This window comes from Tenacibaculum litopenaei, from assembly GCF_964514025.1.
In the GTDB taxonomy this organism is placed as follows: Bacteria; Bacteroidota; Bacteroidia; order Flavobacteriales; family Flavobacteriaceae; genus Polaribacter; species Polaribacter litopenaei.
In genome coordinates, this window is sequence record NZ_CAZEQT010000006.1 from 944,762 (window position 1) to 962,079 (window position 17,318).

16 protein-coding genes are annotated in these 17,318 nt (G+C 40.1%); 8 read left to right on the top strand and 8 right to left on the bottom strand.

Annotated features, from left to right (window positions below; translation table 11 throughout):
• Window positions 1-17 precede the first annotated feature (17 nt).
• Window positions 18-413, bottom strand: coding sequence for a bacillithiol system redox-active protein YtxJ (ytxJ, locus tag ACKTS5_RS12950; protein WP_408044301.1), 396 nt, complete (start codon window positions 411-413; stop codon window positions 18-20).
• 260 nt (window positions 414-673) lie between these two features.
• Between ytxJ and clpB the strand changes: the two genes are divergently transcribed.
• Window positions 674-3,277 carry an ATP-dependent chaperone ClpB gene (clpB, locus tag ACKTS5_RS12955; RefSeq protein ID WP_408044302.1) on the top strand — a complete coding sequence of 868 codons (2,604 nt, stop codon included), beginning with the start codon at window positions 674-676 and terminating at the stop codon, window positions 3,275-3,277.
• Window positions 3,278-3,308: 31 nt separating this feature from the next.
• On the opposite strand, the gene ACKTS5_RS12960 is transcribed toward clpB, so the two are convergent.
• From ACKTS5_RS12960 to ACKTS5_RS12975, 4 genes are all read right to left on the bottom strand, one after another.
• Window positions 3,309-3,707, bottom strand: a complete 399-nt coding sequence (locus ACKTS5_RS12960; RefSeq protein ID WP_408044303.1) for a GlcG/HbpS family heme-binding protein — start codon at window positions 3,705-3,707, stop codon at window positions 3,309-3,311.
• 95 nt (window positions 3,708-3,802) lie between these two features.
• On the bottom strand, window positions 3,803-4,660 hold the full coding sequence (locus ACKTS5_RS12965) for a helix-turn-helix domain-containing protein (protein ID WP_408044304.1): 858 nt from the start codon (window positions 4,658-4,660) through the stop codon (window positions 3,803-3,805).
• Window positions 4,661-4,663: 3 nt separating this feature from the next.
• Window positions 4,664-5,656, bottom strand: coding sequence for a PLP-dependent cysteine synthase family protein (locus tag ACKTS5_RS12970; protein ID WP_408044305.1), 993 nt, complete (start codon window positions 5,654-5,656; stop codon window positions 4,664-4,666).
• Window positions 5,657-5,752: 96 nt separating this feature from the next.
• Window positions 5,753-7,849, bottom strand: a complete 2,097-nt coding sequence (locus tag ACKTS5_RS12975; RefSeq protein WP_408044306.1) for a S9 family peptidase — start codon at window positions 7,847-7,849, stop codon at window positions 5,753-5,755.
• A 139-nt stretch (window positions 7,850-7,988) separates the two neighbouring features.
• Between ACKTS5_RS12975 and ACKTS5_RS12980 the strand changes: the two genes are divergently transcribed.
• The 4 genes from ACKTS5_RS12980 (at window position 7,989) to ACKTS5_RS12995 (ending at window position 12,109) form a co-directional block, all read left to right on the top strand.
• The gene (locus ACKTS5_RS12980; RefSeq protein ID WP_408044307.1) at window positions 7,989-8,312 is read left to right on the top strand and encodes a YbaB/EbfC family nucleoid-associated protein; all 324 of its coding nucleotides are present in this window, start codon (window positions 7,989-7,991) and stop codon (window positions 8,310-8,312) included.
• 5 nt (window positions 8,313-8,317) lie between these two features.
• A complete protein-coding gene (locus tag ACKTS5_RS12985; protein WP_408044308.1) occupies window positions 8,318-8,605 on the top strand; it encodes a DUF2752 domain-containing protein in 288 nt (95 codons plus the stop codon).
• A 14-nt stretch (window positions 8,606-8,619) separates the two neighbouring features.
• Window positions 8,620-8,955: a CCC motif membrane protein gene (locus ACKTS5_RS12990; RefSeq protein WP_408044309.1), complete on the top strand. Its 336-nt coding sequence runs from the start codon at window positions 8,620-8,622 to the stop codon at window positions 8,953-8,955.
• 181 nt (window positions 8,956-9,136) lie between these two features.
• Window positions 9,137-12,109 carry a DEAD/DEAH box helicase gene (locus ACKTS5_RS12995; protein ID WP_408044310.1) on the top strand — a complete coding sequence of 991 codons (2,973 nt, stop codon included), beginning with the start codon at window positions 9,137-9,139 and terminating at the stop codon, window positions 12,107-12,109.
• 52 nt (window positions 12,110-12,161) lie between these two features.
• Here ACKTS5_RS12995 and rocD read toward each other — a convergent pair whose 3' ends face one another.
• The 3 genes from rocD to ACKTS5_RS13010 all read right to left on the bottom strand — a co-directional run bounded on the left by rocD (window position 12,162) and on the right by ACKTS5_RS13010 (window position 14,483).
• Entirely contained in the window at window positions 12,162-13,406 is a 1,245-nt protein-coding gene (gene rocD / locus ACKTS5_RS13000; protein ID WP_408044311.1) for an ornithine--oxo-acid transaminase, read from the bottom strand.
• A gap of 140 nt (window positions 13,407-13,546) precedes the next feature.
• A complete protein-coding gene (locus ACKTS5_RS13005; RefSeq protein WP_408044312.1) occupies window positions 13,547-13,930 on the bottom strand; it encodes a DUF6768 family protein in 384 nt (127 codons plus the stop codon).
• Window position 13,931: 1 nt separating this feature from the next.
• Window positions 13,932-14,483 (bottom strand): RNA polymerase sigma factor, encoded by a 552-nt coding sequence (locus tag ACKTS5_RS13010; RefSeq protein ID WP_408044313.1) that lies wholly within the window; start codon window positions 14,481-14,483, stop codon window positions 13,932-13,934.
• 134 nt (window positions 14,484-14,617) lie between these two features.
• Between ACKTS5_RS13010 and rlmD the strand changes: the two genes are divergently transcribed.
• The 3 genes from rlmD to ACKTS5_RS13025 are packed head-to-tail and all read left to right on the top strand — an operon-like array spanning window position 14,618 to window position 17,262.
• Complete coding sequence (rlmD, locus tag ACKTS5_RS13015; RefSeq protein WP_408044314.1) at window positions 14,618-16,069, top strand: 23S rRNA (uracil(1939)-C(5))-methyltransferase RlmD; 1,452 nt, start codon at window positions 14,618-14,620, stop codon at window positions 16,067-16,069.
• Window positions 16,070-16,076: 7 nt separating this feature from the next.
• Window positions 16,077-16,562 carry a DUF6452 family protein gene (locus ACKTS5_RS13020; protein ID WP_408044315.1) on the top strand — a complete coding sequence of 162 codons (486 nt, stop codon included), beginning with the start codon at window positions 16,077-16,079 and terminating at the stop codon, window positions 16,560-16,562.
• Entirely contained in the window at window positions 16,543-17,262 is a 720-nt protein-coding gene (locus tag ACKTS5_RS13025) for a DUF6048 family protein (RefSeq protein WP_408044316.1), read from the top strand. The genes ACKTS5_RS13020 and ACKTS5_RS13025 overlap by 20 nt, the downstream gene beginning before the upstream one ends.
• Window positions 17,263-17,318: the final 56 nt, after the last annotated feature.

Genomic DNA, 17,318 nt, shown 5'->3' on the forward strand with positions numbered 1-17,318 from the left:
GTTTTTTGCGTTCTTTTTTAAAAGTTTTTTAAATGGATGTTAGCAATTTCGTAATGAGAGGCATGCGCCACAACGGTACCGTTTTTAATAACCAACAACTGTGGTGATTGATGCAAAACTTGAAAGGTGTACCCGACTTCATCAGAAATATTGCGATAGCTCAGCAAATCGAGATAATACACTTTGAAGTCCTTTAAGTCTTCGTCAAAACTCTTTACAAAGCGCTGGATAACCATACTACTAATACCACAACGCGTGGAATGCTTAAAGATGGCAATAGGCTCTTTTTTTGACTGCTGCTGAATTTGTTTTAACTGCTCTAAATTAGTCAAAGGAATCCAATTTATATAACTCTGTACCTCTTCTCCCTTGCTTTCTGTCGATTTTCCAAATAACTTATTAAGTAGTCCCATGTTTAAAATTTAATGCTCAGTCGTTAAATATACGCTTACCTTTCATTTGGAAGCTAGTAAAGCATCCCTCCTACTCGAACTGCTCATTCGCGTTGAACAACTGAAATTCGAAACCAAATTTGCAAAAAAGTCATTAAAAAACACACAAAACAGACAAAAAGACAGTAAAAACACCGCTAAAAGCGTCATTTTGACACTAAAAACAATGCTATTTGAAATGGTATTGAATTTGACAGTTTATAAGCAAAAAAACAACGATTATGAATTTTAATAACTTTACCATAAAATCTCAAGAAACCTTACAGCAAGCCCAACAGCTTGCACAAGGTTTGGGTCACAGCCAAATTGAGAACGAACATATATTTAAAGCACTCTTTTTAGTTGATGAAAATGTGTTGCCCTTTCTTTTAAAGAAACACCAAATCAATCTCGACTTACTTCAAAACATCCTAGACAAGCAACTCGAAAGCATACCTAAAGTAAGCGGTGCCGATATTATGTTATCGAGAGAAGCCGGAAAAACGCTAAACGAAGCTTCCTTGATCGCAAAAAAAATGAACGATGAATACGTTTCCATCGAACACCTGATTTTAGCTATCTTTAAGTCGAAAAGCCAAATAGCTCAAGTACTTAAAGATCAAGGATTGGCTGAAAAATCATTAAAAGCCGCTATTGAAGAACTGCGCAAAGGAGATCGCGTTACTTCACAAAGTGCAGAAGACACCTACAACTCGCTTAATAAATACGCGAAGAACCTCAATCAGCTTGCGCAGGACGGAAAACTAGATCCTGTCATCGGACGTGATGAAGAGATTCGAAGACTCTTGCAAATACTGTCGAGAAGAACTAAAAACAACCCCATTTTAGTAGGAGAACCGGGAACTGGAAAAACAGCTATTGCAGAAGGCTTGGCCCATCGAATCATTCGAGGTGACGTTCCGGAAAACTTGAAAGACAAGCAAATTTTCTCTTTAGACATGGGAGCACTAATAGCCGGTGCAAAGTTTAAGGGAGAATTTGAAGAACGCCTAAAATCTGTTGTGAAAGAAGTTACTGGAGCCAATGGAGATATCGTATTATTCATCGATGAAATTCACACACTCGTCGGTGCTGGAGGAGGACAAGGAGCCATGGATGCCGCGAATATATTGAAACCTGCCCTTGCCCGTGGTGAACTCCGTGCCATTGGAGCGACCACCTTAGATGAGTATCAAAAGTACTTTGAGAAAGACAAAGCCTTAGAACGTCGTTTTCAGAAGGTATTGGTCGATGAGCCTGATACGGAAAGTGCTATTTCTATACTTCGAGGTATCAAAGACAAATACGAAACACACCACAAGGTGCGCATAAAAGACGAAGCCATCATAGGTGCCGTAGCCTTATCACAACGCTATATCACCAACAGATTTTTACCGGATAAAGCCATCGACCTCATGGATGAAGCCGCGTCAAAACTCCGTATGGAAATAAACTCGAAACCCGAAGAACTGGACGTGCTTGACCGCAAAATCATGCAGTTAGAAATTGAAATTGAAGCGATAAAACGCGAAAATGACGACCAGAAACTCAAAAGCCTCAATGCTGACTTAGCCAATTTAAAGGAAGACAGGAACGAGATCAATGCAAAATGGCAATCTGAAAAAAGTGTTGTTGACAAAGTACAGCAATTAAAAACCGAGATAGAACAATTTAAAATTGAAGCCGAAAAGGCAGAGCGCAATGGCGATTACGGAACCGTTGCTGAATTGAGATACGGTAAAATTAAAGCTGCTCAAGAGGCCTTGGAAACTCAACAAGCGCTGTTAGCAGAACAAAGTGAAAACGCACTCATCAAGGAAGAAGTCAATTACGATGATATTGCGGAGGTAGTAGCGAAATGGACCGGAATCCCCGTGACGAAAATGCTGCAATCAGAACGCGAAAAACTACTGGCTTTAGAAAACGAACTACACAAACGCGTCGTTGGTCAGGAAGAAGCCATTGAAGCTGTTTCCGATGCTGTTCGTCGCTCGAGAGCCGGGCTTCAAAACCCGAATAAACCTATAGGTTCCTTTTTATTCTTAGGAACTACCGGTGTTGGTAAAACAGAGCTCGCGAAGGCCTTAGCATCCTATTTATTTGATGATGAAAACGCCATGACGCGTATTGACATGAGCGAATACCAAGAGCGTCATTCCGTGAGTCGACTCGTGGGAGCTCCTCCGGGATATGTAGGTTATGACGAGGGTGGACAGCTTACAGAAGCTGTAAGAAGAAAACCGTATTCGGTAGTTTTACTAGATGAGATTGAGAAGGCCCATCCAGATACTTTTAATACCCTATTACAAGTACTCGATGAAGGGAGGCTTACCGATAACAAAGGTCGTGTCGCGGATTTTAAAAACACCATTATCATCATGACTTCCAATATGGGGAGCCATATCATCCAAGAAAAATTCGATACGATGAAAGGAGAGATTGACACGGCAATGGAACTCGCAAAGTCTGAAATATTGAGTTTATTAAAACAACAGGTTCGTCCTGAATTTTTAAACAGAATTGACGACATTATTACCTTTACCCCGCTCACACAAGCGAACATCGAAAAAATTGTTGCGCTTCAGTTGGAGCAGGTCAAAAAAATGGTAGCAGCACAGCAAATAACCATCGACGCTACAGACGAAGCCATTCGATACCTCGCCCACAAAGGGTATCAACCGGAATTTGGCGCACGTCCTGTAAAACGAGTTATTCAAAAAGAAGTCCTCAATCAGTTATCAAAAGAAATCCTATCTGGGAAAGTCACCACCGATAGCATAATCTTACTCGATGCTTTTGACGAGCAACTGGTATTTAGAAATCAATCCGATTTGGTGAATCAATAAAAAAAGCTGCGAATGCAGCTTTTTTTTATAATTAAATTGCCGTTAGCGCAAATTCAGCTACAGCATGATCGTTTTCAACGGTGCTACCGCTAACTCCGATGGCCCCGATAACAGTTCCGTCGTTATCTTTAATAGGTAAACCTCCTGGGAAAGTAATCAATCCTCCGTTCGAATGTTCGATATTAAACAAGGCTCCTCCTGGTTGTGATAGTTCTCCAATAGCTCCTGTAGGCATATCGAAGTAACGTGCAGTTTTCGCCTTTTTTTGTGCAATATCAATCGACCCTAACCAAGCGTCATCCATCTTAGCAAAAGCAACTAAATTAGCTCCTGCGTCGACAATAGCTATGTTCATTTTCACTCCTAATTCCGTAGATTTTTCACGTGCTGCAACGAGCATTTTTTCCGCTTGTTCTAATGTAATATTCATAAGTATATCTTTTTATTTCTGGTACAAAATTACAGGAGTTGTCTCGTAATTTTTTAGCTATTTAGGGCAGATACTTATGAATACGGGTCACCCTCTTAAGATCGAGCTATTTTGGACGGGCTCACCCCAAATTTAGTTTTAAATGCACTGCTGAAATTTGATAAGCTGGTATACCCAAACTTCCAATAGACCTCTGCTAGGGGTTCTTGTCCGGAATGCAGTAAAAATTTTGCGTGATCCAATCGTTTATTTCGCAACCACTTTCCCGGTGACTCTTTGTAGAGTTGCTTAAACTGCCTTTTGAACGTCGATAAACTTCTGTTAGACAAAAAGGCCAACTCCTCTACGGAAAGCGAACTGTACGTATTGGCTTGTACCACAGCCGCTACATCTTGATTTTGAACGCTGCTCAGCAAACCTGCTAAATACGCTTCAAAAGGAGTACCGTACTTCTCTAATAAATACAATAGTAATTCTTCAAACTTAAGCGACAGAAACCTTTCTTGAAAGCGCTTTAACGCTGGGACCTGCCCTAAAGAAACGACAAAGGCGTCGATATAGGCATCATTTTCAATGATAAACGAACTCCTCGCACTAATAGTAGCAGAGACGCCACCGTATTCTTGTAATACGCGTCGCAGTGCAACATCTGAAAAAAACAAAAGCTTGCAATAGTAGGTAGCCTCAGCATCTAAGGTTTCTGACCATAAGCAGTGTCCTTGTTTAAGCATAAGCGATTGACTTGCATCGACCTGAAAAGATTTAGTAGACAGGTGTACCTGTTTGGTTCCTCTTTGCAAAAAACTAAACATATGCCTACTGAGCTGTACCTTATCTTTTACAATTGCAGACTGCATGTGCAAATCGTACACCATCAATTCCGGTACATCAGCGCCTTCTGCAATATATACTTCAGGAATAGAGGCTATGTTTACAAAGGAATCTTGCGTCATTTCCTACAAAAAACCTTGTTCTTTCATCCAATTATCAGAATAAATCTTATTCATATATCGCGATCCGTGGTCTGGAAAGATGACCACAACAACACTGTTTTCATCAAAGTAACCTTTAGCAGCGTATTGTAAAGTTCCCTGAATAGCGGCTCCAGAAGTATAGCCTGCGAAAATACCTTCTGACTTTACCAATGCTCTCGCCATTAATGCTGACTCTTTATCCGCAACTTTTTCATAGACGTCAACCACGTCAAAATCCGTTGAAGTAGGAATTAAGTTTTTCCCCAAGCCTTCTATTTTATAAGGACTAATTTCATCGGCATCAAACTCACCAGTCTCGTGATACTTCTTAATCACCGACCCCATGGCATCGATACCTAATATTTTTATTGCTGGATTTTTTTCTTTTAAAAATCTCGCTGTTCCCGAAATCGTCCCCCCGGTTCCACTAGCAGCTACTACATGGGTCACACGACCTCCGGTTTGCTCCCAAATTTCAGGTCCAGTACTTTTGTAATGCGCTTCTATATTGAGTTCATTAAAATACTGATTGATATAAATAGACCCTGGATTTTCACGGTGTAAACGCTTCGCCACTTCATAATACGATCTCGGATCATCAGCTCTTACATTAGCAGGGCATACGTGAACCTCTGCTCCCATAGCTCTTAGCATATCAATTTTATCTTGTGACGACTTATCACTCACAGCCAAAATACATCGATACCCTTTTACTATACTTATCATAGCCAATGAAAAACCTGTATTTCCCGATGTTGTCTCAACAATAATATCCCCTTTCTTTACAATACCTTTCTTCTCCGCAGTTTCAATAATATGCAGTGCAATACGGTCTTTGGCCGAATGCCCTGGATTAAAAGCTTCTACTTTTGCGTAGTAGGTACCGGGTAAGTTTTCTGTAATTTTATGAAGTTGTACTAAAGGGGTTTCTCCTACAAGTTCTAATACGGATTGGGTAATACCGGGATGTCTCATTCTTAATAAATATAAAAGGCGTCATTACGAGTAGTGCGCTTTATCAAACTTATACTCGTAATGACGCCCTACTTAATTTCGTGGGCAAAAATATAACTATTTTTCTAACTGACCTTCTAACATCAAAAAGAACGCGTATTCTTCTGCTGTTTCTTTCAGTGCTTCAAAGCGACCTGAAGCCCCACCATGTCCTGCATCCATATTTGTATGCAAAAACAACATATTGTCATCCGTTTTGTATTCTCTTAATTTAGCTACCCATTTTGCAGGCTCCCAATACTGCACTTGACTGTCGTGCAACCCTGTTGTCACCAACATATTAGGATACGCTTTTTTCTCAATTTGATCATATGGCGAATACGATTTAATATATTCGTAATATTCCTTATCGTTAGGATTCCCCCATTCATCGTATTCTCCTGTAGTCAAGGGAATGCTATCGTCGAGCATGGTTGAAATCACATCAACAAATGGTACCGCTGCAATCACTCCATTGTAAAGTTCTGGATTCATATTAATTACTGCTCCCATCAACAATCCTCCTGCTGAACCTCCCATTGCATACAAATGAGCTGGAGAAGTATAGCCTTGATCAATTAAATACTTAGAGCAATCTATAAAATCTGTAAAAGTATTTTTCTTGTTCAACATCTTTCCGTCTTCATACCATTCTCTTCCCAAGTATTGGCTTCCTCGAATATGTGCTAGTGCATAAACAAATCCTCGATCCAACAAACTCAAACGCGTCGTTGAAAATCCGTCAGATATGGTATATCCATACGACCCATAGGCGTACTGTAATACTGGAGTGTCTTTGGTCAACTTGGTATCTTTGTGGTGTACTATAGAAAGTGCAATTTTTTTACCGTCTCTTGCAGGCACCCACAAACGCTTACTTACGTAATTTGCCTTGTCAAATTTACCTCCTAAAACTTCCTGCTCTTTTTTAACCTCTTTGGTTTTATCCGTCATATTAAAATCGATTACAGAGCTCGGTGTTGTCATCGAATTGTACGAATAACGAATCACGTCTGTATCGAATTCAGGATTTGAATACACTCCTGCTGAGTAGGTTTCCTCATCGAATGGCAAATAATAATCGGCTTTTCCATCCCAACGCTTGATACGGATTTTATTCAAACCTTCCGTACGCTCTTCGAGTACTAAATAATCTTTAAAGATCGAAAAATCTTCAAAAAAGGTATCTTCTCGATGTGGAATTACATCTACCCAATTCTCTTTAGTAGTCTTGTCTTCTGGAGTTTTCATCAACTTAAAATTGACTGCTCCATCTTTATTTGTCTTGATATAAAAATGATCTCCGTAGTGCGCAATATCGTACTCTAAATCTCGCTCTCTAGGCTGAATTACATGTAACGCTGCATTCGGGTTATCCGCTGGTAATACCTGATACTCGGAAGACACCGTTGAATACGAACCTACAACAATATACTTTTGAGATTTAGTTTTGGTTACAAACACGCCAAAAGTATCGTCTTTTTCCTCAAAAACTAATTGATCTTCGGAAGCTGGCGTTCCTAAAACATGCTTAAAAATCTGAGAACTTCTCAAGGTTACTGGGTCCTTTTTGGCATAAAACAAGGTTTTATTATCGTTGGCCCAAACAGATCCTCCTGTAGTATTTTCTATCTTGTCTGCGTATACCTCACCTGTCGTTAGGTTTTTTACCTGTATGGTGTATTGTCTTCTACTTACCGTGTCTACAGCAAATGCCACCAAAGCATTATCCTTAGACACATTAAGACCCCCTAACTGAAAATACTCATGTCCTTCCGCCTCTTTGTTCACATCGAACATTACTTCTTCTGCAGCTTCTAAACTTCCCTTTTTACGACTGTAAATAGGGTATTGTCCTCCTACCTCATAACGAGTAATGTAATAGTAATTATTTTTGTAGTACGGTACCGACTCATCATCTTCTTTGATTCGTCCTTTCATTTCCTCAAAAAGATCTTTTTGGAAATCTTTGGTCGCTGCTGTTTGCTCCTCGTAATAGGCATTTTCAGCATTCAGGTAATCGTATACTTTTTGCGTTTGTTCGTCTTTATTCTCGGCATTTTTTTGCTCGTCCGACAAGCGCATCCAAAAATAATTATCTATTCTTTTATCTCCGTGTTTCTCTAATACAGTTGCTTGTTTTTCAGCAACAGGGGCTTTGGTATCTATTTTCATTCTCTCATTTTTGCAGGCTGCAAAAATAAGACTAAAAGCCATAGTAGGCAGCATTATTTTTTTCATTTTTTTAAAGTATGGTTAAGATTTCAGTGAAAATACTACTTTTGTACCTTTAAATTCGTTAAAATTAAAATAAATGTTCGGAGATATCTCAGGAATGATGGGTAAGTTAAAAGAAGCCCAAGAAAAAGTAGAAGAGACTAAAAAGAGACTAGATACGGTGCTTATTGACGAAGCTGGTGCAGACGGTGCTGTAAAGGTAACCGTAACTGCGAATCGCGAAATCAAAGCCATCCGCATAGACGACAGTTTACTGGAAGACAAAGAAGAGTTAGAAGACTACCTCATTTTAACACTGAACAAAGCGCTTTCAAGAGCTAGCGCCATCAATGAACAGGAGCTTGCCATCGCAGCCAAAAGCGGCATGCCAAACATCCCTGGAATGGACCTCTTTAAATAGTTCGTATGCAAGGCAAAGCTGAAGAGTACATGCTCCCCTGCCTCAATAAAAAATTATTGGGCGTTGAATGCCCTGGTTGTGGAATGCAACGCGCTACGGTACTCGTTTCAAAAGGCGAATTTCAAAAGGCGTTTACCACATTTCCACCAGTGTATACCACCTTGCTCTTTTTATTGGCGGCTGTGGTTCATTTGTGGATCCGGAAAAAGAAATCAGCTAGACTCTTACTCATTTTAGCTGTAATCAATGGACTCTTTGTAGCGATTGCCTACATTGTAAAAATGACTAAATAATAAATTCATATCTCATGCACGAATTCGAAGAAAAAAAACTCCCCAATGCCACAGCAGTGCTCATCCTAGGAATATTCTCTATCCTAAGTTGCTGTTGTTATGGACTCCCGGGAGTAATTATGAGTATTGTCGGGATTATTCTCTACAATAAAGACAAAAAACTGTACAATGAAAGTCCTGGTATCTATACCAACTACAACAGCCTTCACACGGGGTTTATACTTTCAATTATAGGAATAGTCCTCAACGTACTGAGCCTCATTTACATCATTGCCGTGATTATTATGTTTGGAACAGGTGTATTTGACGATCCAGAACAGCTCCGTGAGTTCTTTGAACAAGCGAGCTAAAAAAAACACCTTGTGAATCACAAGGTGTTTTTTTTTAGGAGTACCCGACTCCCCTTCAATAAGTTATCAAAAGAACAGTTCATTTGTTAACATCCCTTGTGCATTCGGCATAAAAAATCCTATTTTCGCAGGCCTTCAAATCGAAAGAATTTGAAATGTATTAGGGAATAGCAAGCACCATATGAACGACGAAAAAAACTGGCTGTTATACTATAAAAACAGTCTTTTTGACAGCGAAAACCTCGCGGTAGATATCGCGAGAATCAAACATTTGTACCGACAAAACTCTTCTGACCTCAGCGCACCACAACTGAGCGAAAAACACGCTACAGAATTGGTAGACAACGAAGAAAGGCGCATCAATAGACTTCGAGGGGTTACTAAAAAAGACAGTACACACTGGTATGAAATTACCGATACGGAAATACTTATTGCTCCCTTTTATCTAGAACACGATTCGGAAAACACCAAGTTTAAACAACGTATCATCCACCCATTTTGGATCAAAGCTCGCATTGACAGGAAAGGACAATTGTCGGCTCCAAAAGACTTGTTTCCTCTCATTGTTCGCAATTACCTAGCGCCCATCGCCGATGTTAAAAACGACTTTATCTTTTCGAGTATTGACGCAGTTTCTGAAGCACAACTCATAGAAACTCCAGAGCCAGAGTACGAAGATGAAACAGTTGGATGGGACAGTTATTGGAGCTATGTAAACGAGGTGTTCCAAACCATTTGTTACAGCTCCGTATACCACTACAAAACAGCAAAGTATTTTACCCGCTACAAACTGACCTATTTCGCTGTAAGTTCAAAAATATCAACAGCCAAAAGCATCTTATTCCTCTATGATAATTTGCTGGATGCCGCACCTGAATTACCACTGTTATCAAAACTTATCACTCCAGAAGACCGACTCCGAAAAGATCCGGTGACGGACGAAGGTTTCTTATACTACAATCACCTTCACTTAGGGCAAATGTCTAATGAGTTTCCGCTATCAATTAGTCAGCGCAAAACGCTACTGTCTTATCTCACTGGTGAAGAGAGTCCTATTATGGCCGTTAACGGTCCTCCAGGTACTGGAAAAACTACCTTATTACAAAGTTTGGTTGCTACAGAAGTAGTCAAAGCAGCCATTCGAGGAGAAGATGCTCCTGTCATACTCGCTTGCTCTAACAACAACCAAGCAGTGACGAACATCATCGACAGTTTTATTAATTCGGTAAGCACTTTAGAAGCGCTATCAAAACGCTGGATACCGGACTTTAACGGCTATGCTACCTACCTACCCTCAGGATCAAAAGGAGACAAAGCCCTTAAAGACATCAATTACTTAAAAGGGAACTTATTCAAGCACGAAGGAACCCTTTGCGAACTAGAAAATCACAACTACCTCTACGAAGCTGAGCAGTACTTTCTGGAACGGTACAACAGTTATTTCGACATCGACGAAACATCTTTAGAAGATGCCTGTGTGCATCTACAGGAGGAAATTATTGCGATAGAAGACCAACTCATTGACAGCGTCAAATATTCCAATGATTTTTTGACGGGATTAAAAACGCTAAACAACCTTCTGTATCACCCAGAAGACCAGTTGCCAAATGCTCCTATCGACATACGAACCTTACACAATATAAGAACCAGCTTAAACGAATTAAAAGCGGCCAAAAAATCACCTGATTTTCTGGAGCGCGTTGCTAGCTATTTTTGTTCCAACTCAGGGAAGCCAACGGCAACTACCAAATTCCGCATCAACGAAGAAACTTTGGCTGATGCAGATGCCTGCTTTTCATATATCAAACAACAGCTGGCCAATATAAACCTCCTACAACAAGCCGACCACAAATTAAAAAACTGGAAAAGCGAACACGAAATTGAAGGGCATCCTTTTTCCTCGGAAACACTTATGTGGGAGTACGAATACGAAAAAATACAGGAGCGTGATTTTGCTCCGCGCTTTTTCTACGATGAAATTGACTTAAAACTCCGTCATACTGCTTTTTTATTGGCGACCCATTACTGGGAGGCACGGTGGATACTAGAAACCATGGACGCTCTAGACGGAAGCTCAGAACGCGGAACAGGAGAAAAGGCGGTGACCACCAAATGGAAGCGTCGCGCCATGCTCACCCCTTGTTTTGTCGCTACCTTTTATACAGCGCCATCACATTTTGTTTACAGCCAGTTTCGAGGTGAAAGTGAAGAAGGCAAACCCCTGTTTGACTATTTACCGCTGTACAATTTCATCGATTTGCTAATCATCGATGAAGCAGGACAGGTTACTCCAGAAGTTAGTATTCCTTTATTTTCACTCGCACAACAAGCTTTTGTAGTGGGTGATTTAAAACAAATTGAACCTATTTGGGCCATCCCCCCACGCATTGACTTGGGAAATCTGAGTACCGTAGACCTACTCGAAGACGAACACACCTTTGACGAATTAAGCAGACTCGGCTTTTTAGCTTCCAACGGTAGTATCATGAAAATGACACAAAATGCCTGCGAATACGCAACTCCTCTGGACGACAAGCTTGAAAACGGTTTAATACTACTAGAGCACCGAAGGTGTAATGATGAAATCATCGGTTTTTGTAACGAATTGGCCTATGGAGGCATCCTAAAACCCATGAAAGGGACAGCGCGTGACGACCAAGCCTTTCCATCCATGATTGCATATCACGTTAACGGAATCAGTGAACGAAAATACAATAGCCGCTGTAACCTTGAAGAGGTAAAAGCCATCGTTTTATGGCTACAACAAAACAAAGAAGTGATTCAAAAAGCCTACGGAGTAGCAGCAATTGAAGAAGTTTTAGGAATCATTACCCCTTTCGCCAGCCAAAAGGGAGAACTCGCTAAAGCACTCACTGAAGCCGGTTACAACATCAACAATATCAAATTGGGTACTGTACACGCCTTACAAGGGGCAGAACGCAGTATTATTTTGTTTAGCTCCGTGTACAGCAATGAAGATGAAGGCACGATGTTCTTTGACAGAGACAACAAGCCCAACATGCTAAATGTCGCTGTTTCTCGTGCCAAAGACAGCTTTATCTTATTTGGAGATACTCGTGTTTTTGACGCCAATCAAAACACTCCTTCAGGCCTACTCAGAAAACACCTCAACGTATACGAACTGACCAACTAAAAAAGCAGCACCTTTTAAAGGTACTGCTTTTACACTATAACTGTTACTCAGCTTATTTTTTATATTCTGAAATTGTTCTCTTAATAATATCGATACAATCTCTTAACTGCTCTTCATTCATTACTAATGGCGGAGCAAAACGAATAATATTACCGTGTGTTGGTTTTGCCAACAAACCGTTGTCACGTAACTTCATACAGATGTTCCAAGCAGTATCGCTATCTTCTGTATCATTGATGACAACAGCATTTAACAATCCTTTCCCGCGTACCAAAGTAACTAATTCATTCTCTTCAGCGAAATTCCCTAACTCTTCGCGGAAAATTTTACCTAAACGCTCTGCATTATCTGCTAACTTCTCTTCTTTTACAACCTCTAAAGCTGCCATCGCTACTGCTGCTGCGATTGGGTTTCCTCCAAAAGTTGAACCGTGGTTTCCAGGACGAATAACGCCCATGATGTCATCATTAGCTAATACTGCTGATACAGGGTATGCACCTCCACTCAATGCTTTTCCTAAGATTAAAATATCAGGTTGCACTTCCTCGTGTTGTACTGCTAATAACTTTCCTGTTCTCGCAATTCCAGTTTGCACCTCATCCGCAATAAACAATACATTGTACTTTTCACACAACGCTTTTGCCGCTGCTAAATACCCTTCTGACGGTACGTAAACCCCAGCTTCTCCTTGAATTGGCTCAGCCATGAATCCAGCTACGTTTTTGCTCGATGCTAACGCCTCTTCTAAAGCCTGTAAGTTATCGTACTCTACCTTGATAAATCCATTGGTAAACGGCCCGAAGTTCTTTCTTGCAACAGGGTCATTTGAAAAAGAGATGATCGTTGTTGTTCTTCCGTGGAAATTGTTTTCACAAACGATAATTTCTGCTTCGTTTTCGGCGATTCCCTTTACTTCATAAGCCCATTTTCTACAAATCTTTAACGCCGTCTCTACTGCTTCAGCACCAGTATTCATCGGTAATAATTTGTCAAATCCAAAATATTCGGTAGCAAATTGCTCATAGCGCCCTAACATATCGTTGTAAAACGCTCTTGACGTCAATGTTAAGGTCTGTGCTTGATTCACCATTGCTCCAACAATTTTAGGATGACAATGCCCTTGGTTTACAGCTGAGTATGCAGATAAAAAATCGTAATACTTTTTTCCTTCAACATCCCAAACAAACACTCCTTCTCCTTTACTCAATACCACTGGTAATGGGTGGTAGTTATGAGCTCCGTACTTGTTTTCTAAATCGATTGCTTGCTGTGAAGTTAATTGTTCTAAAACAGCCATTTCTTTAATTTTTTTTAAAATTCATAAAATAACCATTCCTACTATACCTTTATTCTTTCGAAGAACTCGAAAAAGCAGCGTGGGAGAGAAATCATCCCTAGAGCCCGCAAATTACTAAATATTCGTTGTTTCTTAAAATCTTAGTCGGACAATTTTGAAGATAATGACAGTATTTGTAACTCTAATCGCTTGATTTCTCTTAAAATAGCATTTTTATCCATTTGCAACCACGCAAAAACCTTTAACATACTGACACCCAACATAAAAATCACCGCTCCCCCAACCCATTTGAGTAGTTCTTTTAACTCTTCGGCCTGAAAAAACTTCCAAACGCAATAGACAAATAAACCAAAAAACACCAGGGTCATGATATTCATGGCAAACATAATCCATCTGTTTTTACCATCAAACAGCCCCCAAACCATTTGCCATATCGATTGCTCTTCCAATTCTTGATAAAATTTAGCTTCTTCTTGCGTCAAGGTTTCCTTGATTAACGCATCTATTTCTTCTGTTGTTTTCATATTATGTAACTTTTACGTTTTTTTTAATCTTTTCTCTCGCGTGAAACAATCTAGATTTCACGGTCCCTTCTGATATTCCCAGCAGGCTAGCCATCGTTTTCAATGAATACTTGTCGACATAAAACAAACGAAGAACCTGCCGGTGTTCTTCCGAAAGTGTTTTGTATACTTTAAGTACAGCCCGATATCGCTCTTCCTTCCCAATGCGTTCCGCTTCGTTTACTTCCCAGTTGAAACCAGTCCTCAACAGGGCTTGCTGCCTAGCCCTCAGTCGGAGTTGTCGCCTCAACTCATCGATACTCTTATTTTTCACAATCCGTGCCCCCCAAGCCTTGAATTTCACTGTTGCACTTATCGTGGGCAAACTGGCTATTATCACTTTCCAAGCTTCCTGAGCCACGTCTTTAGCCAAATCGGCATCCTTTAAAATTTCATAGGCCAATGCACACCATAGTTTATGATACCGCTTTACCAAGGGCACTAGAGCCTTTGAATCTCCTTTTTGAAACTTTCGAATCAGTGCTTCCTCTGATATGTTTTGCTTATTTTTCATGGTATTTTCTACACACAGAACGTTAAAACTACAGAAAGGTTCACTAATTTCTTAGAAAAAAATTAAAATCAGACTTGGTACGCATCCATACAAAATTTCTTTTCTAATTTTGCATTCGATAAATTAAACGAGAGATGCCAAGAAGAGAACGCAACAAATTTGTGAAGCGAGGAGAAACTATTGAAATTCTCATCGAAGACTACGCCTTCGGTGGAAAGGGAATTGGACGCATTAAAAACGAGCACGGAGAATTCGTCGTGTTTGTTCCGAACACATTGCCAGGACAATTTGTAAAAGCCCGTGTAGATAAATCAAAAAAGAAGTATGCTGAATGCAAACTTTTAGAGGTACTTACACCTTCTGATCAAGAAGTAGACATGCCTTATCAAGAAATCCCAGGAGCTCCCTACATCAAACTCCCAATAGAAAAACAACACGAGTACAAATACCAAAGTACCATGGATTTGTTTCGAAAAATTGGAAAGGTTAGTGACATCGAAGACTATTTCGACGAGTTCGTAAGCTCACCGAGCACGTTCCACTACAGAAATAAAATGGAATACAGCTTCTCTGCTATTGGGTACGATGCCGAGAAAAAATCAGACGTCGATGAATTCACGTTAGGCTTTAAGAGACGTGGTACTTGGTGGATGGGTGAAAACTTAAACACCGACAGCGGTCTTTTTGACGAAGCGCTAGAAGCAAACCTACACAAGATCAGGAACTATTGTGAAAACACGACATTAGCACCTTGGCACGCTCCGAGAAAAGAAGGTTTTTTCCGCTATTTTGTGGTGCGAAAATCATACAAAACCAATCAACTTTTGTTTAACCTGGTAACTACCTCTAACGGATTAAAACAATTTGACTTGGATGCTTTTGCTCAGTATTTGGTTTCTTTATTTGGAGATCGCGTTGCTGGTTTTCTCCATACTATCAATGATGAAATAGGTGATCGTACGATTGCTACTAGCGGAAGCATCGAATTGATTTACGGTAAAGAAAAAATTGTAGAGCAATTACTCGATTTAAATTTTGAAATCAGCATGAAAAGCTTTTTTCAAACCAACCCAAAATCTGCAGAAAAACTGTACAGTAAAGTTGTAGACTACGCTTTAGAAAATAAAGAAGCAATTGACAATACCGTTGTCATGGATTTGTTTTGCGGTACAGGAACCATCGGTCAGATTATTGCTTCACGCGCTACAAACACCCAAATTATCGGTGTAGATATTGTGGCTGCAGCCATTAAAGATGCTCGCAAAAATGCGAAGCGTAACAATATAACTGGCGTTGAATTTTTTGCTGCCGACGTAGGAAAATTTTTACAGGAGCACCCGAAATACCGCAACAAAATCCGCACGATTATCTTAGATCCTGCCCGAGCTGGTATCGCTCCAAAAACACTTAAAAAAATCATAAATTTAAATGCTGACCGCATGGTTTATGTATCTTGTAACCCTGCAACCCAGGCTCGTGATACAGAAGAGCTCATGGCGGCAGGATATCAAATCAAAAAAATAAGTTTAGTAGATCAGTTTCCACACACGGCACACATAGAAACAGTTGTACTATTCGAAAAGTAAGTTCTACATGAAAAAAATATTCTACCTCGGCATTCTAGCACTGCTCGGACTCACCAGTTGTGAGAAAGATGATTTTTGTACGTCTTCTCCGGTAACTCCTAACCTAGTACTTCGATTTTATGACAATAGTGACCAAACAAAAACCAAAAACGTTTCGCGTTTATCGATTATTGCTCAAGGAAAAACAGACAGTCTGGTCATTAACCAGAGTTTGGACTCTATAGCCATTCCCTTAAACAGTGCAGCGACGACCACGGTATACACTTTAAAAATCAACGAGGTAGACGGAAAGGTTGCCAACAATCAAATCAGCACCCTCACCATCAACTACAAAGCCCAGGAGGAATACGTTTCTCGTTCCTGCGGTTACCGCTATATTTTTAACAATGTTACGGTAACTGCCCCTTCGGGTACTTGGATTCAATCACTTACACCAACCGATGTAAACACCATCGACAATCAATCACGAGCTCATGTTAAAATATATCATTAGTATCACCGTCTTTTTGAGTATTATTTCGTCGAGTTTTGCTCAAAAAAAAGAGCAAAACAGCACTCCAAAAGACAGCACGCAATACAAAACAGCCTATGGAATTCGACTTGGAGTTGACCTGAGCAAACCCACCTTGTCTTTTGTCGATAAAAGTTACAGCGGTTTGGAAATCGTGGGAGATTATCGCATTAGCAAAAGCTGGTATGTAGCTGCTGAAATGGGGTATGAAAAAGAGACTTCTTTTGAAGATTTTCTGACCTCGAGTTCGAAGGGAAGTTTTATGAGAGTCGGAGTAAATTACAATGCCTACAAGAATTGGCTCGACATGACCAATGAAATTTTTGTAGGATTTCGTTATGGTTTGGCGCTCTTTGAACACAGTTTAGACAGCTACACCCCTAACGTAACAACAGGCTCAACCAATACCCCTATTTACTTTCCAAGTATACCAGTTACCACACCCAGAGCAGAATCAGGACTTATGGCACACTGGACTGAATTTCAGCTAGGTATCAAAGTAGAAACCTTAAAGAACTTGTACGTGAGCGGTGGATTTTCGTATAAAATTATGTTGAGCGTAGATGACCAGAGCAACTTTAAAACCTTGTATGCACCAGGATTTAACCGTGTATTTGAAACGAATACTGGTTTTGGATTCTTCTATACGCTCTCGTATATGATCCCAATTGTTAATAAGTAATTTTCCTTCATACGCTTGATTTCACTACCTTTACAGCGTAAAAAATAAAACTTATT